The organism is Vibrio sp. VGrn 2, from assembly GCF_009361695.1.
Classification (GTDB): Bacteria; Pseudomonadota; Gammaproteobacteria; order Enterobacterales; family Vibrionaceae; genus Vibrio; species Vibrio diabolicus.
The window spans coordinates 86,352-103,734 of record NZ_RBWD01000011.1 but is presented as its reverse complement, the minus strand read 5'-3'; the positions used below and the strand labels follow the sequence as shown (position 1 = coordinate 103,734).

Annotated in this window: 12 protein-coding genes; 8 read left to right on the top strand and 4 right to left on the bottom strand. The window is 44.9% G+C overall.

Features of this window, described 5'->3' with window-relative positions; genetic code table 11:
* Positions 1–368: 368 nt before the first annotated feature.
* The 8 genes from gltB to D8S93_RS17470 all read left to right on the top strand — a co-directional run bounded on the left by gltB (position 369) and on the right by D8S93_RS17470 (position 11,036).
* Complete coding sequence (gltB, locus tag D8S93_RS17505; protein ID WP_152814487.1) at positions 369–4,832, top strand: glutamate synthase large subunit; 4,464 nt, start codon at positions 369–371, stop codon at positions 4,830–4,832.
* A 20-nt stretch (positions 4,833–4,852) separates the two neighbouring features.
* Complete coding sequence (locus D8S93_RS17500; RefSeq protein ID WP_005396322.1) at positions 4,853–6,265, top strand: FAD-dependent oxidoreductase; 1,413 nt, start codon at positions 4,853–4,855, stop codon at positions 6,263–6,265.
* 91 nt (positions 6,266–6,356) lie between these two features.
* A complete protein-coding gene (locus D8S93_RS17495) occupies positions 6,357–6,785 on the top strand; it encodes a DUF1499 domain-containing protein (RefSeq protein WP_031780533.1) in 429 nt (142 codons plus the stop codon).
* A 63-nt stretch (positions 6,786–6,848) separates the two neighbouring features.
* Positions 6,849–7,544 (top strand): 5'-methylthioadenosine/S-adenosylhomocysteine nucleosidase, encoded by a 696-nt coding sequence (mtnN, locus tag D8S93_RS17490; protein ID WP_005396324.1) that lies wholly within the window; start codon positions 6,849–6,851, stop codon positions 7,542–7,544.
* Between the two features lie 11 nt (positions 7,545–7,555).
* Positions 7,556–8,509 carry a cobalamin biosynthesis family protein gene (locus tag D8S93_RS17485; protein WP_152814485.1) on the top strand — a complete coding sequence of 318 codons (954 nt, stop codon included), beginning with the start codon at positions 7,556–7,558 and terminating at the stop codon, positions 8,507–8,509.
* Positions 8,509–9,333, top strand: a complete 825-nt coding sequence (gene btuF / locus D8S93_RS17480; RefSeq protein WP_012842144.1) for a vitamin B12 ABC transporter substrate-binding protein BtuF — start codon at positions 8,509–8,511, stop codon at positions 9,331–9,333. Before D8S93_RS17485 ends, btuF begins: the two co-directional genes overlap by 1 nt.
* A gap of 69 nt (positions 9,334–9,402) precedes the next feature.
* A complete protein-coding gene (locus D8S93_RS17475; protein WP_005387377.1) occupies positions 9,403–10,023 on the top strand; it encodes a TRIC cation channel family protein in 621 nt (206 codons plus the stop codon).
* Between the two features lie 128 nt (positions 10,024–10,151).
* Positions 10,152–11,036, top strand: coding sequence for a LysR family transcriptional regulator (locus tag D8S93_RS17470; protein WP_152814483.1), 885 nt, complete (start codon positions 10,152–10,154; stop codon positions 11,034–11,036).
* Between the two features lie 32 nt (positions 11,037–11,068).
* Here D8S93_RS17470 and D8S93_RS17465 read toward each other — a convergent pair whose 3' ends face one another.
* The 4 genes from D8S93_RS17465 to carB form a co-directional block, all read right to left on the bottom strand.
* The gene (locus D8S93_RS17465) at positions 11,069–11,488 is read right to left on the bottom strand and encodes a hypothetical protein (RefSeq protein ID WP_046873988.1); all 420 of its coding nucleotides are present in this window, start codon (positions 11,486–11,488) and stop codon (positions 11,069–11,071) included.
* Entirely contained in the window at positions 11,485–12,309 is an 825-nt protein-coding gene (locus tag D8S93_RS17460) for a hypothetical protein (protein ID WP_046873989.1), read from the bottom strand. The genes D8S93_RS17465 and D8S93_RS17460 overlap by 4 nt, the downstream gene beginning before the upstream one ends.
* A gap of 136 nt (positions 12,310–12,445) precedes the next feature.
* Positions 12,446–13,225, bottom strand: a complete 780-nt coding sequence (locus tag D8S93_RS17455; protein ID WP_005396424.1) for a TSUP family transporter — start codon at positions 13,223–13,225, stop codon at positions 12,446–12,448.
* Positions 13,226–14,141: 916 nt separating this feature from the next.
* Positions 14,142–17,375: a carbamoyl-phosphate synthase large subunit gene (carB, locus tag D8S93_RS17445; protein WP_152814481.1), complete on the bottom strand. Its 3,234-nt coding sequence runs from the start codon at positions 17,373–17,375 to the stop codon at positions 14,142–14,144.
* Between the last annotated feature and the right edge of the window lie 8 nt (positions 17,376–17,383).

Genomic DNA, 17,383 nt, shown 5'->3' with positions numbered 1-17,383 from the left:
TCCTTCCAATCTTTCTATTTTGACCAGCATTTTATGCTGGTCTTTTTTATTTCCCACAGAATCAAATGTTACTTTTTTGTAACAATCAATTTTCTATCTATTTGAAATCATTAAACTATTTTAGCTTATTAAATGGTAAATCGCATATTCACGTGATTATCCACTAATAACTTGACCTTTTTTACAATAAGCTATAGCTTGTGAAGTTGATGAAAATAAAACACTCAAAAAATGTTAAATATTTCACAGCTTTTATTGAATAAATATACATAAAACCATAAAAGATGACGCATATTCAGTCATCACTATCAACGTAAGCAGTGTTGATATATCTGTCGGGATGACGGATAAGCAAAGGGAGAATTGCAATGGCTCTTTATGATCCAAGTCTTGAGAAAGACAACTGTGGATTTGGCTTGATCGCGCATATGGAAGGCGAACAAAGCCACAAGCTGGTTCGTACAGCAATTTCTGCACTTGACCGAATGACCCACCGTGGTGGTATTGCCGCCGATGGTAAAACCGGTGATGGTTGTGGTCTTCTATTACAAAAGCCCGATTCCTATTTACGTCTTATTGCCGAAGAAAATGGTTTCAACCTTGGCAAGCAATACGCCGTAGGGATGATTTTCTTCAACCAAGATCCGGTCAAAGCTCAACTCGCTAAAGACATCGTCAACAGAGAACTTGCGCAAGAGACGCTAACAGTGGCCGGTTGGCGTGAAGTTCCAACCAATTCAGAAGTGCTCGGTCCAATTGCGGCTAACTCGCTTCCAAATATTCAGCAAGTCTTTATCTCTGCACCGGCTGGTTGGCGAGAGCGTGACATTGAACGCCGTCTCTACATCGCACGCCGTCGCATCGAGAAACAAATCACCGAAGATCCTGATTTCTACATCTGTAGCTTGTCGACTCAAGTTTTGGTGTACAAAGGCCTGTGCATGCCTGCGGACTTGCCTCGCTTCTACCTTGATCTTGCTGATCTACGCATGGAATCCGCTATCTGTCTGTTCCACCAGCGTTTTTCTACCAATACTCAACCGCGTTGGCCATTGGCTCAGCCGTTCCGCTATCTTGCTCATAACGGTGAGATCAACACCATTGAAGGTAACCGCCAATGGGCGCGCGCGCGCGCTTACAAGTTCTCGTCACCACTGCTGCCCGATCTTCAAACTGCAGCACCATTTGTGAACGAGACAGGTTCAGACTCCTCTAGCTTGGATAATATGCTGGATCTCTTCTTAGCTGGTGGCATGGATATCTTCCGCGCCATGCGTATGCTTGTGCCACCAGCATGGCAAAACCACCCAGATATGGATCCGGATCTGCGGGCGTTTTACGATTTCAACTCCAAGCACATGGAACCATGGGATGGCCCAGCAGGTATCGTACTGTCCGATGGTCGTTATGCTGCTTGTAACCTAGACCGAAACGGTCTGCGTCCTGCGCGTTATGTAATTACCAAAGATAAGTTGATCACTCTGGCATCTGAGGTAGGAATTTGGAATTACGCCCCAGATGAAGTTGCCGAAAAAGGGCGTGTAGGTCCGGGTGAATTGCTCGTCATCGACACTCGTAAAGGTAAGCTTTGGCAGTCTAGCGAGATCGATAATGATCTGAAATCTCGTCACCCTTATCGCGAATGGATGGAAAACAACGTTCGCAAACTCACACCATTTTCTCAGCTACCTGAGGAGCAAGTAGGTGAGCGTAGCTTTGATGAAGACTTACTTAAGACTTATCAAAAGCAGTTTGCCATGAGCAATGAAGAAGTCGATCAAGTGCTGCGTGTCCTCGGTGATATGGGGCAAGAAGCCGTCGGTTCCATGGGGGACGATACTCCAATAGCAGTGCTCTCCTCAAAAGAGCGCTTGGTAACTGACTACTTCCGCCAGAAGTTCGCTCAGGTCACCAATCCACCGATCGATCCACTGCGTGAAAAACACGTGATGTCACTGGCGACCAGCATCGGTAAGGAAATGAATGTCTTCTGTGAAACCGATGGCCACGCGCATCGCGTAACATTTGATTCGCCTGTACTGCTTTATTCAGACATGCAGCAACTGCTCGAGCTTGGTGACGATCACTACCGTAATACCATTCTAGATATCAACTACGACCCACAAGAGAAAGATCTTAAACAAGCCATTAATGATCTCTGTGAGCAAGCAGAGCAAGTCGTACGTGAAGGCACGGTTTTAGTGGTACTTTCAGATCGCGCTTTGGTCAAAGGCAAGTTACCAATTCCAGCGGCAATGGCAGTCGGCGCCGTTCAAACTCGTTTGATTGATGCGAACTTACGTTGCGATGCCAACATTGTAGTCGAAACCGCAACTGCACGTGACCCACACCAATTTGCTGTCTTGCTTGGCTTTGGTGCGACTGCAGTTTACCCATACCTTGCTTATGAAGCGTTAGGTAAACTGATTGATGATAAGGCACTAGAGAAAGACTATCGCGATGTGATGCAGAACTACCAATACGGCATCAACAAGGGCCTGTATAAAATCATGTCAAAGATGGGGATCTCAACCATCGCCTCTTACCGCTGCTCACAACTGTTTGAAGCAGTTGGCTTGAGCCAAGATGTGGTCGACCAGTGTTTTAAAGGCGTCACAACTCGTATTGAAGGCGCAAATTTTGACGACTTCCAGCAAGATCTTACAAACTTATCTCGCAAAGCATGGGCGAAACGTAAATCGATTGATCATGGCGGCTTGTTAAAGTATGTCCATGGAGGTGAGTATCATGCTTACAACCCGGATGTTGTCGGCACGCTGCAACAAGCCGTTAAATCTGGCGAAAGTAACGACTATCAGAGCTTTGCCAAGCAAGTGAATCAACGCCCTGTTGCTATGTTGCGTGACTTAATGTCGCTGAAAAAATCAGACTCACCGCTGCCACTTGAGCAAATAGAACCGAAAACCGAACTGTTCAAACGCTTCGACTCTGCGGCCATGTCCATTGGCGCACTTAGCCCTGAAGCGCATGAAGCACTCGCGACTGCAATGAACCGTCTTGGTGGCTATTCAAACTCCGGTGAAGGCGGTGAAGATCCTCGCCGTTTCGGCACTGAACGTAACTCGCGCATCAAGCAAATTGCTTCAGGCCGATTTGGTGTCACGCCTCATTACCTTACTAATGCGGATGTACTACAAATCAAGGTAGCGCAAGGAGCTAAACCAGGTGAAGGTGGTCAGCTACCGGGACACAAAGTCACCGCAGAAATCGCCAAGCTACGTTACTCCGTGCAAGGGGTGACGTTAATCTCCCCTCCTCCACATCACGATATTTATTCAATTGAAGATTTGGCCCAGCTGATCTTCGACCTTAAACAAGTCAACCCAAATGCGCTGGTTTCGGTAAAACTCGTCTCCGAGCCAGGTGTCGGCACCATCGCAACGGGCGTAGCCAAGGCTTACGCTGATCTCATTACCATCTCGGGTTACGACGGCGGTACGGCAGCAAGTCCACTGACTTCGGTAAAATACGCAGGTAGTCCATGGGAATTAGGTCTAGCAGAGACACAACAAGCACTGGTTGCTAATGGTCTGCGTCATAAGATCCGCCTACAGGTAGACGGTGGTCTAAAGACTGGTTTAGACGTAGTTAAAGCCGCAATTTTAGGTGCGGAAAGCTTCGGTTTTGGTACCGCGCCAATGGTTGCTATGGGTTGTAAGTTCCTGCGAATTTGTCACCTCAACAACTGTGCAACAGGGGTTGCGACTCAAGACGAAACGCTGCGTAAAGAGTACTTCAAAGGCTTACCTGAAATGGTGATGAACTACTTCACCGGACTGGCAGAAGAAGTGCGCGAGCTGCTTTCTGAGCTAGGCGTTGAAAAACTGACGGACTTGATTGGTCGTACCGATTTACTTGAAGCAGTAGAAGGCTTTACCGCGAAGCAAACCAAATTGGATCTATCCAACATTCTAGAAGCTCCCGTCTCGCCTGAAGGTCATCCGCTGTTTTGGACGGAACCAAATAAACCGTTTGATAAAGCTGAGCTCAATCAAAAGATCATTGATGATGCCATGCATGCAGTAGAAAACAGCCAATCGGCAAGTTTCTTCTACAATGTCATCAACACTGATCGTTCTGTGGGTGCACGCTTATCTGGCGAAATAGCGAAGCGCTATGGCAACCAAGGATTGGCGGCTTCCCCTATCAAAATCTATCTTGACGGCACTGCAGGTCAGTCGTTTGGTGTTTGGAACGCAGGTGGTGTAGAGCTGTACCTCACAGGTGATGCGAATGACTACGTAGGGAAAGGCATGGCAGGCGGCAAGATCGCCATAAAACCTCACTTAGGTACAGCGTTCAAGTGTCATGAAGCCACCATTATTGGTAACACGTGTTTGTACGGCGCAACGGGCGGTAAACTGTTCGCGGCAGGTAAAGCGGGTGAACGTTTTGGGGTACGTAACTCAGGTACGATTGCCGTCATTGAAGGCGCGGGAGATAACGCTTGTGAGTACATGACTGGCGGTATTGTTGCCATTCTAGGTGCAACAGGCGTGAACTTTGGTGCAGGTATGACCGGAGGCTTTGCCTATGTTCTGGATGAAAACCAGAGCTTTGAAGGTCGAGTCAATACTGAATCTGTCGAAGCCATTTCATTGTCCGATCTATACATCCACCAAGAGCATTTGCGCGGCCTGATTGCGGAACACCTTGAAGAAACAGGGTCGAGCCACGCAGAAAATATTTTGGCGAACTTTGATGAATGGATTCCAAAGTTCTATTTGGTGAAACCACAAGCGGCAGATCTTCGCACGCTACTTGGTCACCAGAGCCGCAGTGCCGCAGAGCTGCGCGTTCAAGCACAGTAATCATGGAGGATGTTTGAATCATGAGCCAGAACGTTTATCAATTTATCGATGTTCAACGTGTCGATCCGGCTAAAAAGCCGATCAAAGTTCGTAAGATCGAGTTCGTTGAAATCTACGAGCCGTTTACTAAGCAACAAGCCACTGCGCAAGCAGACCGCTGTTTAGATTGCGGTAACCCATACTGTGAATGGAAGTGCCCAGTACACAACTACATCCCTCAATGGCTAAAACTGGCAAATGAGGGACGTATTCTTGAAGCGGTTGAACTATCGCATCAAACCAATAGTTTACCTGAAGTATGTGGACGCGTTTGTCCTCAAGACCGTCTATGTGAAGGTTCATGCACGCTTAATGATGACTTTGGTGCCGTCACCATCGGTAATATAGAAAAGTACATTACCGACAAAGCCTTTGAAATGGGCTGGAAGCCAGATATGTCCAAGGTCGAGTGGACCGATAAAAAGGTCGCAATCATTGGAGCTGGCCCAGCAGGCTTGGCAGCCGCTGATATCCTAGTGCGCAATGGCGTTAAGCCAGTCGTGTTTGACCGCTACCCAGAAATCGGCGGACTACTGACTTTCGGTATCCCTTCGTTCAAGCTTGAAAAAGGGGTAATGGAAAATCGTCGCCGTGTGTTCACTGAAATGGGCGTCGAGTTCCGCATGAACGTGGAAGTCGGTAAAGATGTACAAATGCAAGATCTAATCGATGAGTACGATGCCATTTTCTTAGGCGTTGGCACCTATAAATACATGCGTGCAGGACTAGAAAATGAGGATGCGCCGGGTGTATATGACGCGCTGCCATTTTTAATTTCGAATACCTACAAAGTCATGGAGCTTGAGAACAACCAACCTTTTATCGACATGGCAGGAAAGAAAGTGGTCGTGCTTGGTGGTGGCGATACCGCAATGGACTGTGTACGAACCTCTATTCGCCAAGGAGCCTCCAATGTGATTTGTGCTTATCGTCGTGACGAAGCCAACATGCCTGGCTCTCGTCGCGAGGTAAAAAACGCGAAGGAAGAAGGCGTGAAGTTCATGTTTAACCTGCAACCACTCGGTGTGGAGGTCGACGCCTCAGGTAACGTATCGGGCGTTAAAGTGGTAAAAACCGCTTTAGGTGAGCCCGATGATGCAGGTCGTCGCAGACCAGAACCAGTGGAAGGCAGTGAACATGTATTGCCTGCGGATGCCGTGATCATGGCATTTGGTTTCCAGCCACACAAAATGGACTGGTTGGAACCGTATGGTGTCGATTTAGACCAATGGGGACGTATCAAGGCACCTGTTGAGCAAGCGTTCATGTACCAAACCAGCAATGCGAAAATCTTCGCTGGCGGTGATGCGGTCCGTGGCTCAGACCTCGTCGTAACCGCCATTGATGAAGGGCGAAAAGCGGCAGAAGGCATTCTTGATTACCTAGAAGTCTAATCACAGCTAACATCACAAAAAGGATCCTATTATTGGATCCTTTTTCTTTTGTATCCATATAATTAGAAGCAAAATTATAAGAGTAAATACAATGAAAAAAGCCGCTCTCCTTTCCATCGCTTTACTCAGCCTTACAGCCTGCAGCCAAGGAGTCACCAGTATGCCAGATCGTTCTCAATCACCTTGTGGTGACAAACCAAATTGCGTTTCAACTCAGGACTCAAGAGACAAGTTTCAATTAGCACCTTTTTTGCTCACTGAGTCCGCGACGTTAGATGCCATTGAGCAAGCCGCGCTTCAACTTCCTGGCGCAAAAACCGCGGTAAAAGAGGGTGATTACCTTCGGATAGAATGCACATCTAAAATCATGCGCTTCGTGGATGACCTCGAATTAAAAGTAGCAGGAGACAAACTGATTGTTCGCTCAGAGTCACGTGTGGGCTATTCTGACTTTGGCGTAAACAGAAAGCGCGCCGAACAATTACGAGAAAAGCTCACTCAAGCTAAGCTCATCAAATAGAAAACTGCTCACGGGGAGTGCTATACTCTCGGCCAACTAAAATATTTACCGAAAGAGAGTGTTATGAAAGTTGGTATCATCGGTGCGATGGAACAAGAAGTGACCATCCTGAAAGAAGCAATCACAAACTGCAAAACCGTAAATAAAGCAGGTTGTACGTTTTTCTCTGGTCAAATTAATGATGTAGAAGTAGTCGTACTACAATCAGGTATTGGTAAAGTTGCAGCTGCAGTAGGCACTACCATTCTTCTTGATGAATACCAGCCAGATGTTGTGATTAACACAGGCTCTGCTGGTGGCTTCGATTCAAGCCTAAATCTAGGTGATGTTGTTATCTCAACAGAAGTTCGTCATCACGATGCAGACGTGACCGCTTTTGGTTATGAAATTGGCCAAATGGCTGGTCAGCCTGCTGCATTCAAAGCGGATGAAAAGCTAATGGATTTAGCAGAAAAGGCACTAGCGCAAATGGAAAACACTCATGCAGTTCGCGGCCTGATCTGTACTGGCGATGCGTTTGTTTGTACTGCTGAGCGTCAAGAGTTTATTCGTAAGCACTTCCCATCCGTTATCGCGGTAGAAATGGAAGCATCTGCTATCGCTCAAACTTGTCACCAATTCAACACGCCGTTTGTTGTTGTGCGTGCAATCTCAGATGTCGCTGATAAAGAGTCACCAATGAGCTTTGATGAGTTCCTACCGCTAGCAGCAAAAAGCTCTTCCGAAATGGTATTCAAAATGCTGGAACTCATTAAGTAAACGACTCATTCATGGAAGAAGTTTTTCAGTCATTTTATGCCAACGGTGCGCTCCTTATTATGTGGGGCGCACTGCTCTTTCACCTTCTTTTACCAATCCCCCGTTCATCGCATCCCATCACTTTATGGCGAAAGTTAGCTGAGAACCTCGCCAACAAAGTAAACAATAATCACAGTTACTCACAGAGCCTGACCTCCGGCAGTCTTGCATTGGGCTTGATGCTATTGCCTTGCTTGATCTTGCTGATTGCCGTGGAGCCATTCGTTTGGCAAGTGCCTTTATACGAACTAGTGCTATTGATCATTGCTTTGGACTGGCGCAACAGCGAAGCCTTAACGAAACAACTCGTCACAAGTATGTCGAGAGAAGACAAAGCTCAGTGCCGACAATTACTAAGACCATACCTTAATCGCGATACTGACAGCCTCTCGATCATCGGCATAGGTAAAGCAAGCTCAGAAGCTGTGATTATGGGATACAGCCGCAACGTAATCGGTGTGTTATTTTGGTACGCACTAGCAGGTGGTATTGGTGCGTTAATGTATCGACTAGCCACAGAGTTAGCTCGAGTTTGGTCCCCTAACCGACGCCAATATTTGCCCTTTGGTAAACCTGCCGTTCAGCTGGTTGCCGCTCTGGATATTATTCCACTTCGTCTCTTTGCCATACTTTTAGCTGTAGGAAAGAACGTAAGCAATGTGCTTTCTGGTGTACAGCAACAAGCGAAGTCTTGGCCACTACCCGGGCCCGCCTGGGTGTTGTGTACCATCGGACACAAACTACAACTCTCTTTATGCGGCCCTGCTATCTATCAAGGTATACGTGCGGAACGCGCAAAAATCGGTGGACGAATCGCCCCATCGGCTATTCACCTTTCACAAATACATACGCTGCTCGTTTGGCGAGTCTTCGTTTGGATAGCTATCCAAAGTCTGCTTTTAGGAATGATTTATCAAGGATTATGATGAATAAACTATGCTTCGCATTAACGCTGTTTGTTTCGACAGCGACCTTCGCCCAAACACCAGCGCAACGCATTGTAAGTTTAGCTCCGCATGCCACTGAAATTGCCTTTGCGGCAGGGCTAGGAGACAAGCTTGTTGCTGTCAGCGAAATGAGTGATTATCCAGAGCAGGCAAAGCAGCTGGAAAGAGTCTCTAATTACCAAGGAATTAAATTAGAGCGCATTATTGCTCTTCAACCGGATTTAGTCATTGCTTGGCCGGCAGGAAACCCGGCAAAAGAGCTGGAGAAAATTAAACAGTTCGGCATTCCTATCTATTATTCCACTACAGGCTCACTGGAAGATATCGCCAATAATATCGAGCAGCTAAGCCAATACAGCGAAACCCCGCAAATAGGACAAAAGGCCGCTGAAGATTTTAGAACGCAACTGAATACACTAAAAGAGAAGTACAACACGCACGAGAAAGTTCGTTACTTTTATCAGTTGAGTGAAAAGCCTATCATCACTGTCGCCGGGAAGAACTGGCCAAGTGAAGTCTTTACTTTTTGCGGTGGTGAAAACATTTTCGCAGCATCCAGCGCGCCTTATCCTCAGGTCAGCATCGAGCAGGTCATCACTCGCCAACCAGAGGTTATTTTTACTTCTCGTCACGCAATGAGTAATGATGGTATGTGGGCAGAGTGGAGCAATGAGCTTCCCGCACTTAGAAATAAACACATCTGGTCTCTAAACTCAGATTGGATTAACCGCCCAACCCCACGCACACTAAATGCGATCACAGAAGTGTGTGAGCACTTTAAAAGCGTTCGTCAAAAACGCTAACGATTTCGTGGCAAATACCGTACAATTTCCGCCCATTTTTTCTCACACTATATAAAGGTACTAAGTAACATGGACTCCATGCTGCTTTATATGATCGACTTGTTCGGTACCGCAGTTTTCGCTATCTCTGGCGTGTTACTGGCGGGCCGTTTAAAAATGGATCCATTCGGCGTTATCGTTCTCGGCAGTGTGACTGCTATTGGTGGCGGAACAATCCGAGACATGGCGCTAGGTGCCACTCCTGTATTTTGGATAACAGATACTACGTACTTATGGGTGATATTTGTTACGTGTCTACTAACCATGCTTGTTATTCGAAGACCCAAGCGACTCTCATGGTGGGTATTACCCGTTTGTGATGCCATCGGTCTCGCTGTATTTGTGGGAATTGGAGTAGAGAAGGCACTCGCCTACAATGCATCTGGAATGGTCGCTGTGATAATGGGGGTTATTACTGGCTGTGGAGGTGGCATTATACGAGACGTGCTGGCTCGCGAAGTTCCTATGGTATTAAGAAGTGAAGTCTACGCTACGGCATGTATTATTGGCGGCATCTTCCATACGATGGCGGTAAACATGGGTTATGACCACTCAACGGCTTTACTCGCTGGTGTAATCTCAACGCTTATTATACGTCTCGGTGCTATTCGTTGGCATCTATCCTTACCAACTTTCGCCATTAACCGTTAAACACAAACAGCATCACTCATCATCGAGTCGACCAAGTGTCGGCTCCTCTCATTTATGCTCATTTGATTCGCCAATTCTTGGACAATTCGCTAAATTATCTCAACCATTCCTAACTTTCATTAATTATTATGTTGCTTGAAGGTATTGAGACGTTACTTGTCCTCAGTAAAGAAAAAACCATGAGCCGCACGGGCAGCCAACTCTATATTAGTCAATCTGCGGTGAGTAAGCGCATTTCGAATCTAGAGAAGAAGTTAGGAAAAAAATTGATTGAGCCAAGTGGTCGGCACATAAAGCTGACCTCCGATGGCCTCGCGCTCATCAACACGATCGAGCCAACGTTCAATGAGTTAAGAGGTCAGATCTATGATCAGCAAGAAATAGAAGATACTTCTTTGATCAAGATAGACTGCTCTGAAACCTTAGTCGCTGGATACCTCAGTGTGATCATGGCTGAACGCTTTGCCCATGACCAGTACATACGAATATCGACCAATCATACACCACGCATTATTGAGAACGTCAAATCAGGTAAAGCGACACTGGGATTCTGTGCTGGTTATTTACCGCCTCACCATGGATTAATGAGCTTTCACCTCACTGATGAACCTTTTTCAATCGTCAGTAGATACCCACTTTCGCAACTACCCAAAGCAATTTTGACCAATGACTTAACCAATCCTGCCAATACTTACCAACAAGCTATTTTGTCAAAATACGGAATTGAGCCTTTGATGGAAATGGATTCATACACTGCGGCAGCACAACTGGCTTTGGGCGGAATGGCTCCCGCTTTAATTCCTAAATCTATCCTGAAGACACTTAATATCACACCCAAATTCTGCTATGACTTTGAAGAACTAGGACAGTTAATTCGACCAATACATATCTGCTTGCGCCACAGCACATATCGCAGCAAACGAGTTAAAGCACTGACAAAATCCATTGCTGATGTTGTTGCCAAAGAAGTTTCGTTGCCATTAGCATCGACATCACAACAACTAGACAATTGAAGTAGAGTATAATGTAAAAGTGTATTTCATAGTCATTTTACAAAAACATAGTACTCACTTAAAAACCATCGAGAACTAAGTTCCTCAGAATAATGGTATCCATGACTTTCAGCATAAGACAGCAGCCACTCATTAAACATATAAGAAAACAAAAAGCTAGAAACTAATAAAACAAAACATAATTTAAAAAGCTTTTTAAGTTTTTCTTTATTTGGCTTTCTCTTAGTAGAAACAGTATAAATAGAAACATAAGAAAGCAAAGCAAATAAAAAACCGGATGAAAATAACTGAATATTCTGACCACCTAAGGATAAGCTTTCCTGATCGGATGAAATTGCTCCAAAAAAATCCAACAAATCAGATACCGGAAGATAAATCATAAAATATGTACATATAGGAAATAGAATTGAACCTATAATAAATGTGCTATAATCTATTTCTTCATTTTTCATAATGAAAAACCACTATTTTTAAAGCTTTGCATCGCTCGGTATTGGTTTATTTTATCTTTCATCTCCCATTTTTCCACCTCTTCCTTTTGAGACCAAAATAGCATAATTTCCTTTTGGAACCTCTTTGTGAGGTTAAATTCTTCATCTATTTTACTAGCTGCAAAGCTGGCAACAACACCGACAAAAACAACCACAAACAGAGCTGCTGAACCACCAGCAGCGACAACACCTACAGAAACCATCGTTTTTAATGTTATACTAGCAACTAAAGCAGCCAAACCCACTTTAATAATGTCACTTGCTATAACTCCGAATAATTTAGCCAATACTCTTTTATTTGACTCTTTAAAGAAATACTCAGCTATTCTATAAGATGTGACAAAAATAACAGTAATAATTGCACCTTGCTTAACCGTCTGTAATGCCTTTTCTTTTCCTATAGCAAAACTTACAGCCATCGGTGGCGAAATCTTACCAGACAAAGCCATAACTTTTCTTTGTAAACTAGGTGTTCCTTTAATTACAATATGATTAAAACCACCATACTTCTCAACTGCAATAGGAGCTGCGCTACCTGACAAGGCTACAGCAACTCTACCTAAATACGCCAAATCATCTACAGTTGCATAGTAGTTTGCAATAAATTCTAACTTATCCTTTAAACTATTCCACCGAAGCTGTTCATGCTTAGGGATAAATTTACTAACCAATTTATCAAATTCATTGATAGAAAATGCATAGCATTCTCTTTTTGACTGAGTATTATCTCGAGATATAATAGGATACATATAACCAACAATTAAATATTCTAAACTTAGCATTCTAACTTTATTAAATAAAAATTGTTTATTACTTTTTCATTTTAAGTACGATATCACACTATAATGAAATCATAGATATATCAGTATTTCTTTACATATAATTCATGAGTAGGCGTAGTTGAACGTAGAGAACGAGTTATAATACTGACAAAATCCATTGCTGATGTTGTTGCCAAAGAAGTTTCGTTGCCATGAGCATCGACATCACAATAACTAGAGGACGAATCCATTTTTGCCCTTTACTTACCACGACCTTCGCCCCTAACTGAGCACCAAGAAAACCGCCAACAGCCATGGTTAAACCGAGCTTCCACACTGGTAACCCTGCTAAGATAAAAAAGAGTAATGCCGCGATGTTTGACGTAAAATTGAGGATTTTGGTTCTAGCTGTGGCTTCGACCAAAGAGAAATGACCTAGTGCAACAAAACAAACAGTAAAAATAGATCCAGTTCCAGGGCCAAAAAAGCCATCATAGAAACCGATCCCCCCACCAATGCATAGCGCAAACATCGCTTCAGATAACTTTGGTTCTCCATCGATTTTTCGCGTACTTGGCGCGAGTAAAAAATAGAGGGAAATGGCTATCAAAAGAACAGGGATCAAACTGGTGAGTACGCTAGCATCAATAAACTGCACAGCCTCGGCACCGATCGCTGCACCGATAAAAGTACAGAGTATCGCGAAACGCATTTCCTTTAGGCTGACAATACCGTTACGCACGAAATACCAACTAGCTGAGAAGCTGCCAAACGAGCTTTGTAACTTGTTAGTTGCTAGAGCTTGAGTCGGACTCAACCCCGCAGCCAAAAGCGCAGGGAGCGTAATGAGTCCTCCCCCACCAGCCATCGCATCAATAAAGCCTGCGGCAGTCGCAACAAAAAATAGAGCCAACAAAATCTCAACCGTGATTTCCACTACACATCCTTTTTATTTAAAGAGGCATCAAAGAGGAAAAACGGTAGCACTTATTCACAAAACCACCAATGGAAAGTCAAGACACCAATCTATTCCTAATTTTCATCATTTAATAAATCTAGAAAATGACACATTAACAACATCAATTACAACCAAATATAGAGCCTCACCTCAAGAGCCTCTTAATGTTTTGATAGAAAAGGAAAGTGCTGTCTTAATAGGGAACGTTTCATCTGATAAAAAACGAAAATAATGGATAGCTTACTGACTCGACCATCCAGAAAAACAACAATCACACTCAAAATAGAACAAATAGTGAACATTAATCAGCTATTCAACGTTATTGTCTCTAAACCCAAGACGAGCGGTTATTCGGGAGAGCTAAGAAATCTTGCAATTGGAATCTATGAGGAATTGAAAGTTGAATACTAAATCAATTAGCATAGCGAACATCTCAATAAGTGTATGTTTATACTTGGCATTGACTATTGGTCTGGCTATTAGCTTAAGCATTTGGAATGACTGGTTTTCTTTCACTCAACACATTGATCTAGATACGTACCTTCTTACATTGGGAGCTATTACGGTTGTTGTTGTATGCATTCCAAACATCCTGACAATAAGCAAAGGATTAAGTATTGCTGCAAAAATAAACTTAATCACTATCTCTTTTATCATTCTTACCTGCAGTATCAACTTTGTTGTAGCAAGTGGTAGTACTATTTCTTCATCTTTAGGAACATTGCTTGCCATAATTAGCTTGATGATCTTCAAAAGCAAAGCATACCAATCGTTCCTAGCACACTTTAATGCTCTTCATTTTAGAAAAACCTCAATATAAAAAAGCCCGCTCAAATGAGCGGGCAATGAGGTTGTCATGTAAGCCCTGATTAACGAGCTTACTGATTTTTATCTGTTACGCGTCTAGACTAGCTTTCACTTTTGCGTGTAGCTCTTGAACCGAAGTTACTGACGCTTTTGCGTCTGCAGTATGAGACATACATGTAGCGAACGCTGCGTTAAGTGTCGTTGTGTAGTTCACTTTCTCTGCCAGTGCGCCGCGACGTAGAACTTTCGAATCTTCAATCGCTTGACGACCAGCAGCCGTGTTTACGATGTAGGTGTATTCGTTGTTCTTGATACGGTCAAGAATGTGTGGACGACCTTCGTGTACTTTGTTTACCAAACGTGGGTTAATACCCGCTTCGCCCAGAATTACAGCAGTACCGTGTGTCGCATCCAACTGGTAACCCAGTTTCACTAGCTTAGAAGCCAGGTCAACAACACGCTCTTTATCGCCTTCACGTACAGACAGTAGCGCACGACCACCTTCAGGGTAAACTGCACCACAACCTAGCTCTGCTTTCGCGTAAGCTTCTGCGAATGTTGCGCCAACGCCCATTACTTCACCTGTTGAGCGCATTTCTGGGCCCAATAGCGGATCAACGCCAGGGAACTTGTTGAACGGCAGAACCACTTCTTTCACTGAGTAGTAAGGAGGGATAATCTCTTTAGTAAAGCCTTGTGACTCTAGAGATTGACCCGCCATTACACGTGCAGCGATTTTCGCTAGAGGTGCACCTGTCGCTTTCGATACGAATGGTACCGTACGAGCAGCACGAGGGTTCACTTCGATTAGGTAAACGTCGTTGTCTTTCACAGCAAACTGCGTGTTCATCAAACCGCGTACACCGAGTTCGAACGCCAGCTTCTCAACTTGCTCACGCATCTTGTCTTGAATTTCCGGACTTAGCGTGTATGCAGGCAGTGAACATGCAGAGTCACCAGAGTGAACACCGGCTTGTTCGATGTGTTCCATGATACCGCCGATAACGACGCGTTCACCGTCACAGATAGCATCAATATCAACTTCGGTTGCATCATCCAAGAAACGGTCTAGTAGAACTGGAGACTCGTTCGATACGCTTACTGCTTCGTTGAAGTAGCGACGCAGGTCTTGCTCATCGTAAACAATTTCCATCGCACGACCACCGAGTACATAAGACGGGCGAACAACTAATGGGAAGCCAATTTCTTTCGATTTTTCAACCGCCTGTTCCATCGTTGTTACTGTCGCGTTTTCTGGCTGAAGTAGACCTAGACGGTCAACAGCTGCTTGGAAGCGTTCACGGTCTTCCGCACGGTCGATAGCATCTGGGCTAGTACCAATGATTGGAACACCAGCCGCTTCTAGAGCACGAGCCAGTTTAAGTGGCGTTTGACCACCGTACTGAACAATCACACCTTTTGGTTTTTCAACGCGAGCGATAGACAGTACATCTTCCAGAGTTACTGGTTCGAAGTACAGGCGATCAGACGTATCGTAGTCAGTAGATACCGTTTCTGGGTTACAGTTAACCATAATGGTTTCGTAACCGTCTTCACGCAGCGCAAGTGATGCGTGTACACAACAGTAATCGAATTCAATACCTTGGCCGATACGGTTTGGACCGCCACCAAGAACCATGATCTTGTCTTTGTCTGTTGGGTTTGCTTCACACTCTTCATCGTAAGATGAGTACATGTAAGCCGTGTCAGAAGAAAACTCAGCGGCACACGTATCTACACGTTTGTAAACCGGGTGAATATCAAACTGCTCACGAGCACGGCGAATTTCACTTTCAGCGACACCAAGAAGTTTAGACAAGCGCGCATCAGAGAAGCCTTTACGTTTCATCTGGCGAAGCACTTCTTTGGTCAAGCCTGCGTAGCCGCCCGCCTTAACTTGCTCTTCGAGTTTTACGATTTCTTCGATTTGAACCAGGAACCAACGGTCAATTTGAGTCAAGTTGAACACGCCGTCAACTGACATGCCAGCTCGGAATGCATCGGCGATGTACCAGATACGCTCAGCACCTGCTTCTTTAAGTTCGTGACGAATCTTAGTCAGTGCATCTGGTGCTTCTAAATCGACCATCTCGTCAAAACCAGTTGCGCCAACTTCTAGGCCACGAAGTGCTTTGTGAAGAGATTCTTGTTGGTTACGACCAATTGCCATTACCTCACCAACCGATTTCATCTGAGTAGTCAGACGGTCGTTTGCGCCAGCAAATTTCTCGAAGTTAAAGCGAGGAATCTTAGTTACGACGTAGTCGATAGTTGGCTCGAATGATGCTGGTGTTGCACCGCCCGTGATGTCGTTTTGTAGTTCGTCTAGAGTAAAGCCAACAGCAAGCTTCGCGGCAATCTTAGCGATTGGGAAACCTGTTGCTTTTGACGCTAACGCAGAAGAGCGAGATACACGTGGGTTCATCTCGATGATAACCATACGGCCATCTTTCGGGTTGATACCAAACTGTACGTTTGAACCACCTGTTTCAACACCAATTTCACGTAGAACGGCTAGCGATGCATTACGCATTAGCTGGTATTCTTTGTCAGTCAGTGTCTGTGCTGGTGCTACTGTGATGGAGTCACCCGTGTGGATACCCATTGGATCAAAGTTTTCGATTGAACATACGATGATACAGTTGTCCGCTTTGTCACGAACGACTTCCATTTCGTACTCTTTCCAACCGATTAGTGACTCATCGATAAGAAGTTCGTTGGTCGGAGATAAGTCCAGACCGCGACGACAGATTTCTTCGAACTCTTCTTTGTTGTACGCGATACCACCACCAGTGCCGCCCATGGTGAACGATGGACGGATGATACAAGGGAAGCCAACCATATCTAAAACTTTGTAAGCTTCTTCCATGCTCTTCGCTGTATCTGCGCGAGGACACTCAAGGCCGATAGACTTCATCGCTTTATCAAAACGAGAACGGTCTTCCGCTTTGTCGATTGCATCAGCCGTTGCACCAATCATCTCTACGCCAAACTCTGCGAGAACGCCGTGCTTCTCTAAATCTAACGCACAGTTAAGTGCAGTCTGGCCACCCATGGTTGGCAAAACTGCATCTGGACGTTCTTTCTCTATGATCTTACGTACTACTTCCCATTGAATTGGCTCGATGTAAGTTGCATCTGCCATTTCAGGATCAGTCATGATGGTTGCTGGGTTAGAGTTAACTAGGATAACTCGGTAGCCTTCTTCTCGAAGAGCTTTACACGCTTGTGCGCCAGAGTAGTCAAACTCACATGCCTGACCGATAACAATCGGACCAGCACCAAGAATTAGAATACTTTGAATGTCAGTACGTTTTGGCATTATCTACT

What these genes read in the sequence shown, in the direction of transcription:
- gltB (WP_152814487.1), top strand. Translation starts at nt 369, where the DNA reads ATGGCTCTTTATGATCCAAGTCTTGAGAAAGACAACTGTGGATTTGGC.
- D8S93_RS17500 (WP_005396322.1), top strand. Translation starts at nt 4,853, where the DNA reads ATGAGCCAGAACGTTTATCAATTTATCGATGTTCAACGTGTCGATCCG.
- D8S93_RS17495 (WP_031780533.1), top strand. Translation starts at nt 6,357, where the DNA reads ATGAAAAAAGCCGCTCTCCTTTCCATCGCTTTACTCAGCCTTACAGCC.
- mtnN (WP_005396324.1), top strand. Translation starts at nt 6,849, where the DNA reads ATGAAAGTTGGTATCATCGGTGCGATGGAACAAGAAGTGACCATCCTG.
- D8S93_RS17485 (WP_152814485.1), top strand. Translation starts at nt 7,556, where the DNA reads ATGGAAGAAGTTTTTCAGTCATTTTATGCCAACGGTGCGCTCCTTATT.
- btuF (WP_012842144.1), top strand. Translation starts at nt 8,509, where the DNA reads ATGAATAAACTATGCTTCGCATTAACGCTGTTTGTTTCGACAGCGACC.
- D8S93_RS17475 (WP_005387377.1), top strand. Translation starts at nt 9,403, where the DNA reads ATGGACTCCATGCTGCTTTATATGATCGACTTGTTCGGTACCGCAGTT.
- D8S93_RS17470 (WP_152814483.1), top strand. Translation starts at nt 10,152, where the DNA reads ATGTTGCTTGAAGGTATTGAGACGTTACTTGTCCTCAGTAAAGAAAAA.
- D8S93_RS17465 (WP_046873988.1), bottom strand. Translation starts at nt 11,488, where the DNA reads ATGAAAAATGAAGAAATAGATTATAGCACATTTATTATAGGTTCAATT.
- D8S93_RS17460 (WP_046873989.1), bottom strand. Translation starts at nt 12,309, where the DNA reads ATGCTAAGTTTAGAATATTTAATTGTTGGTTATATGTATCCTATTATA.
- carB (WP_152814481.1), bottom strand. Translation starts at nt 17,375, where the DNA reads ATGCCAAAACGTACTGACATTCAAAGTATTCTAATTCTTGGTGCTGGT.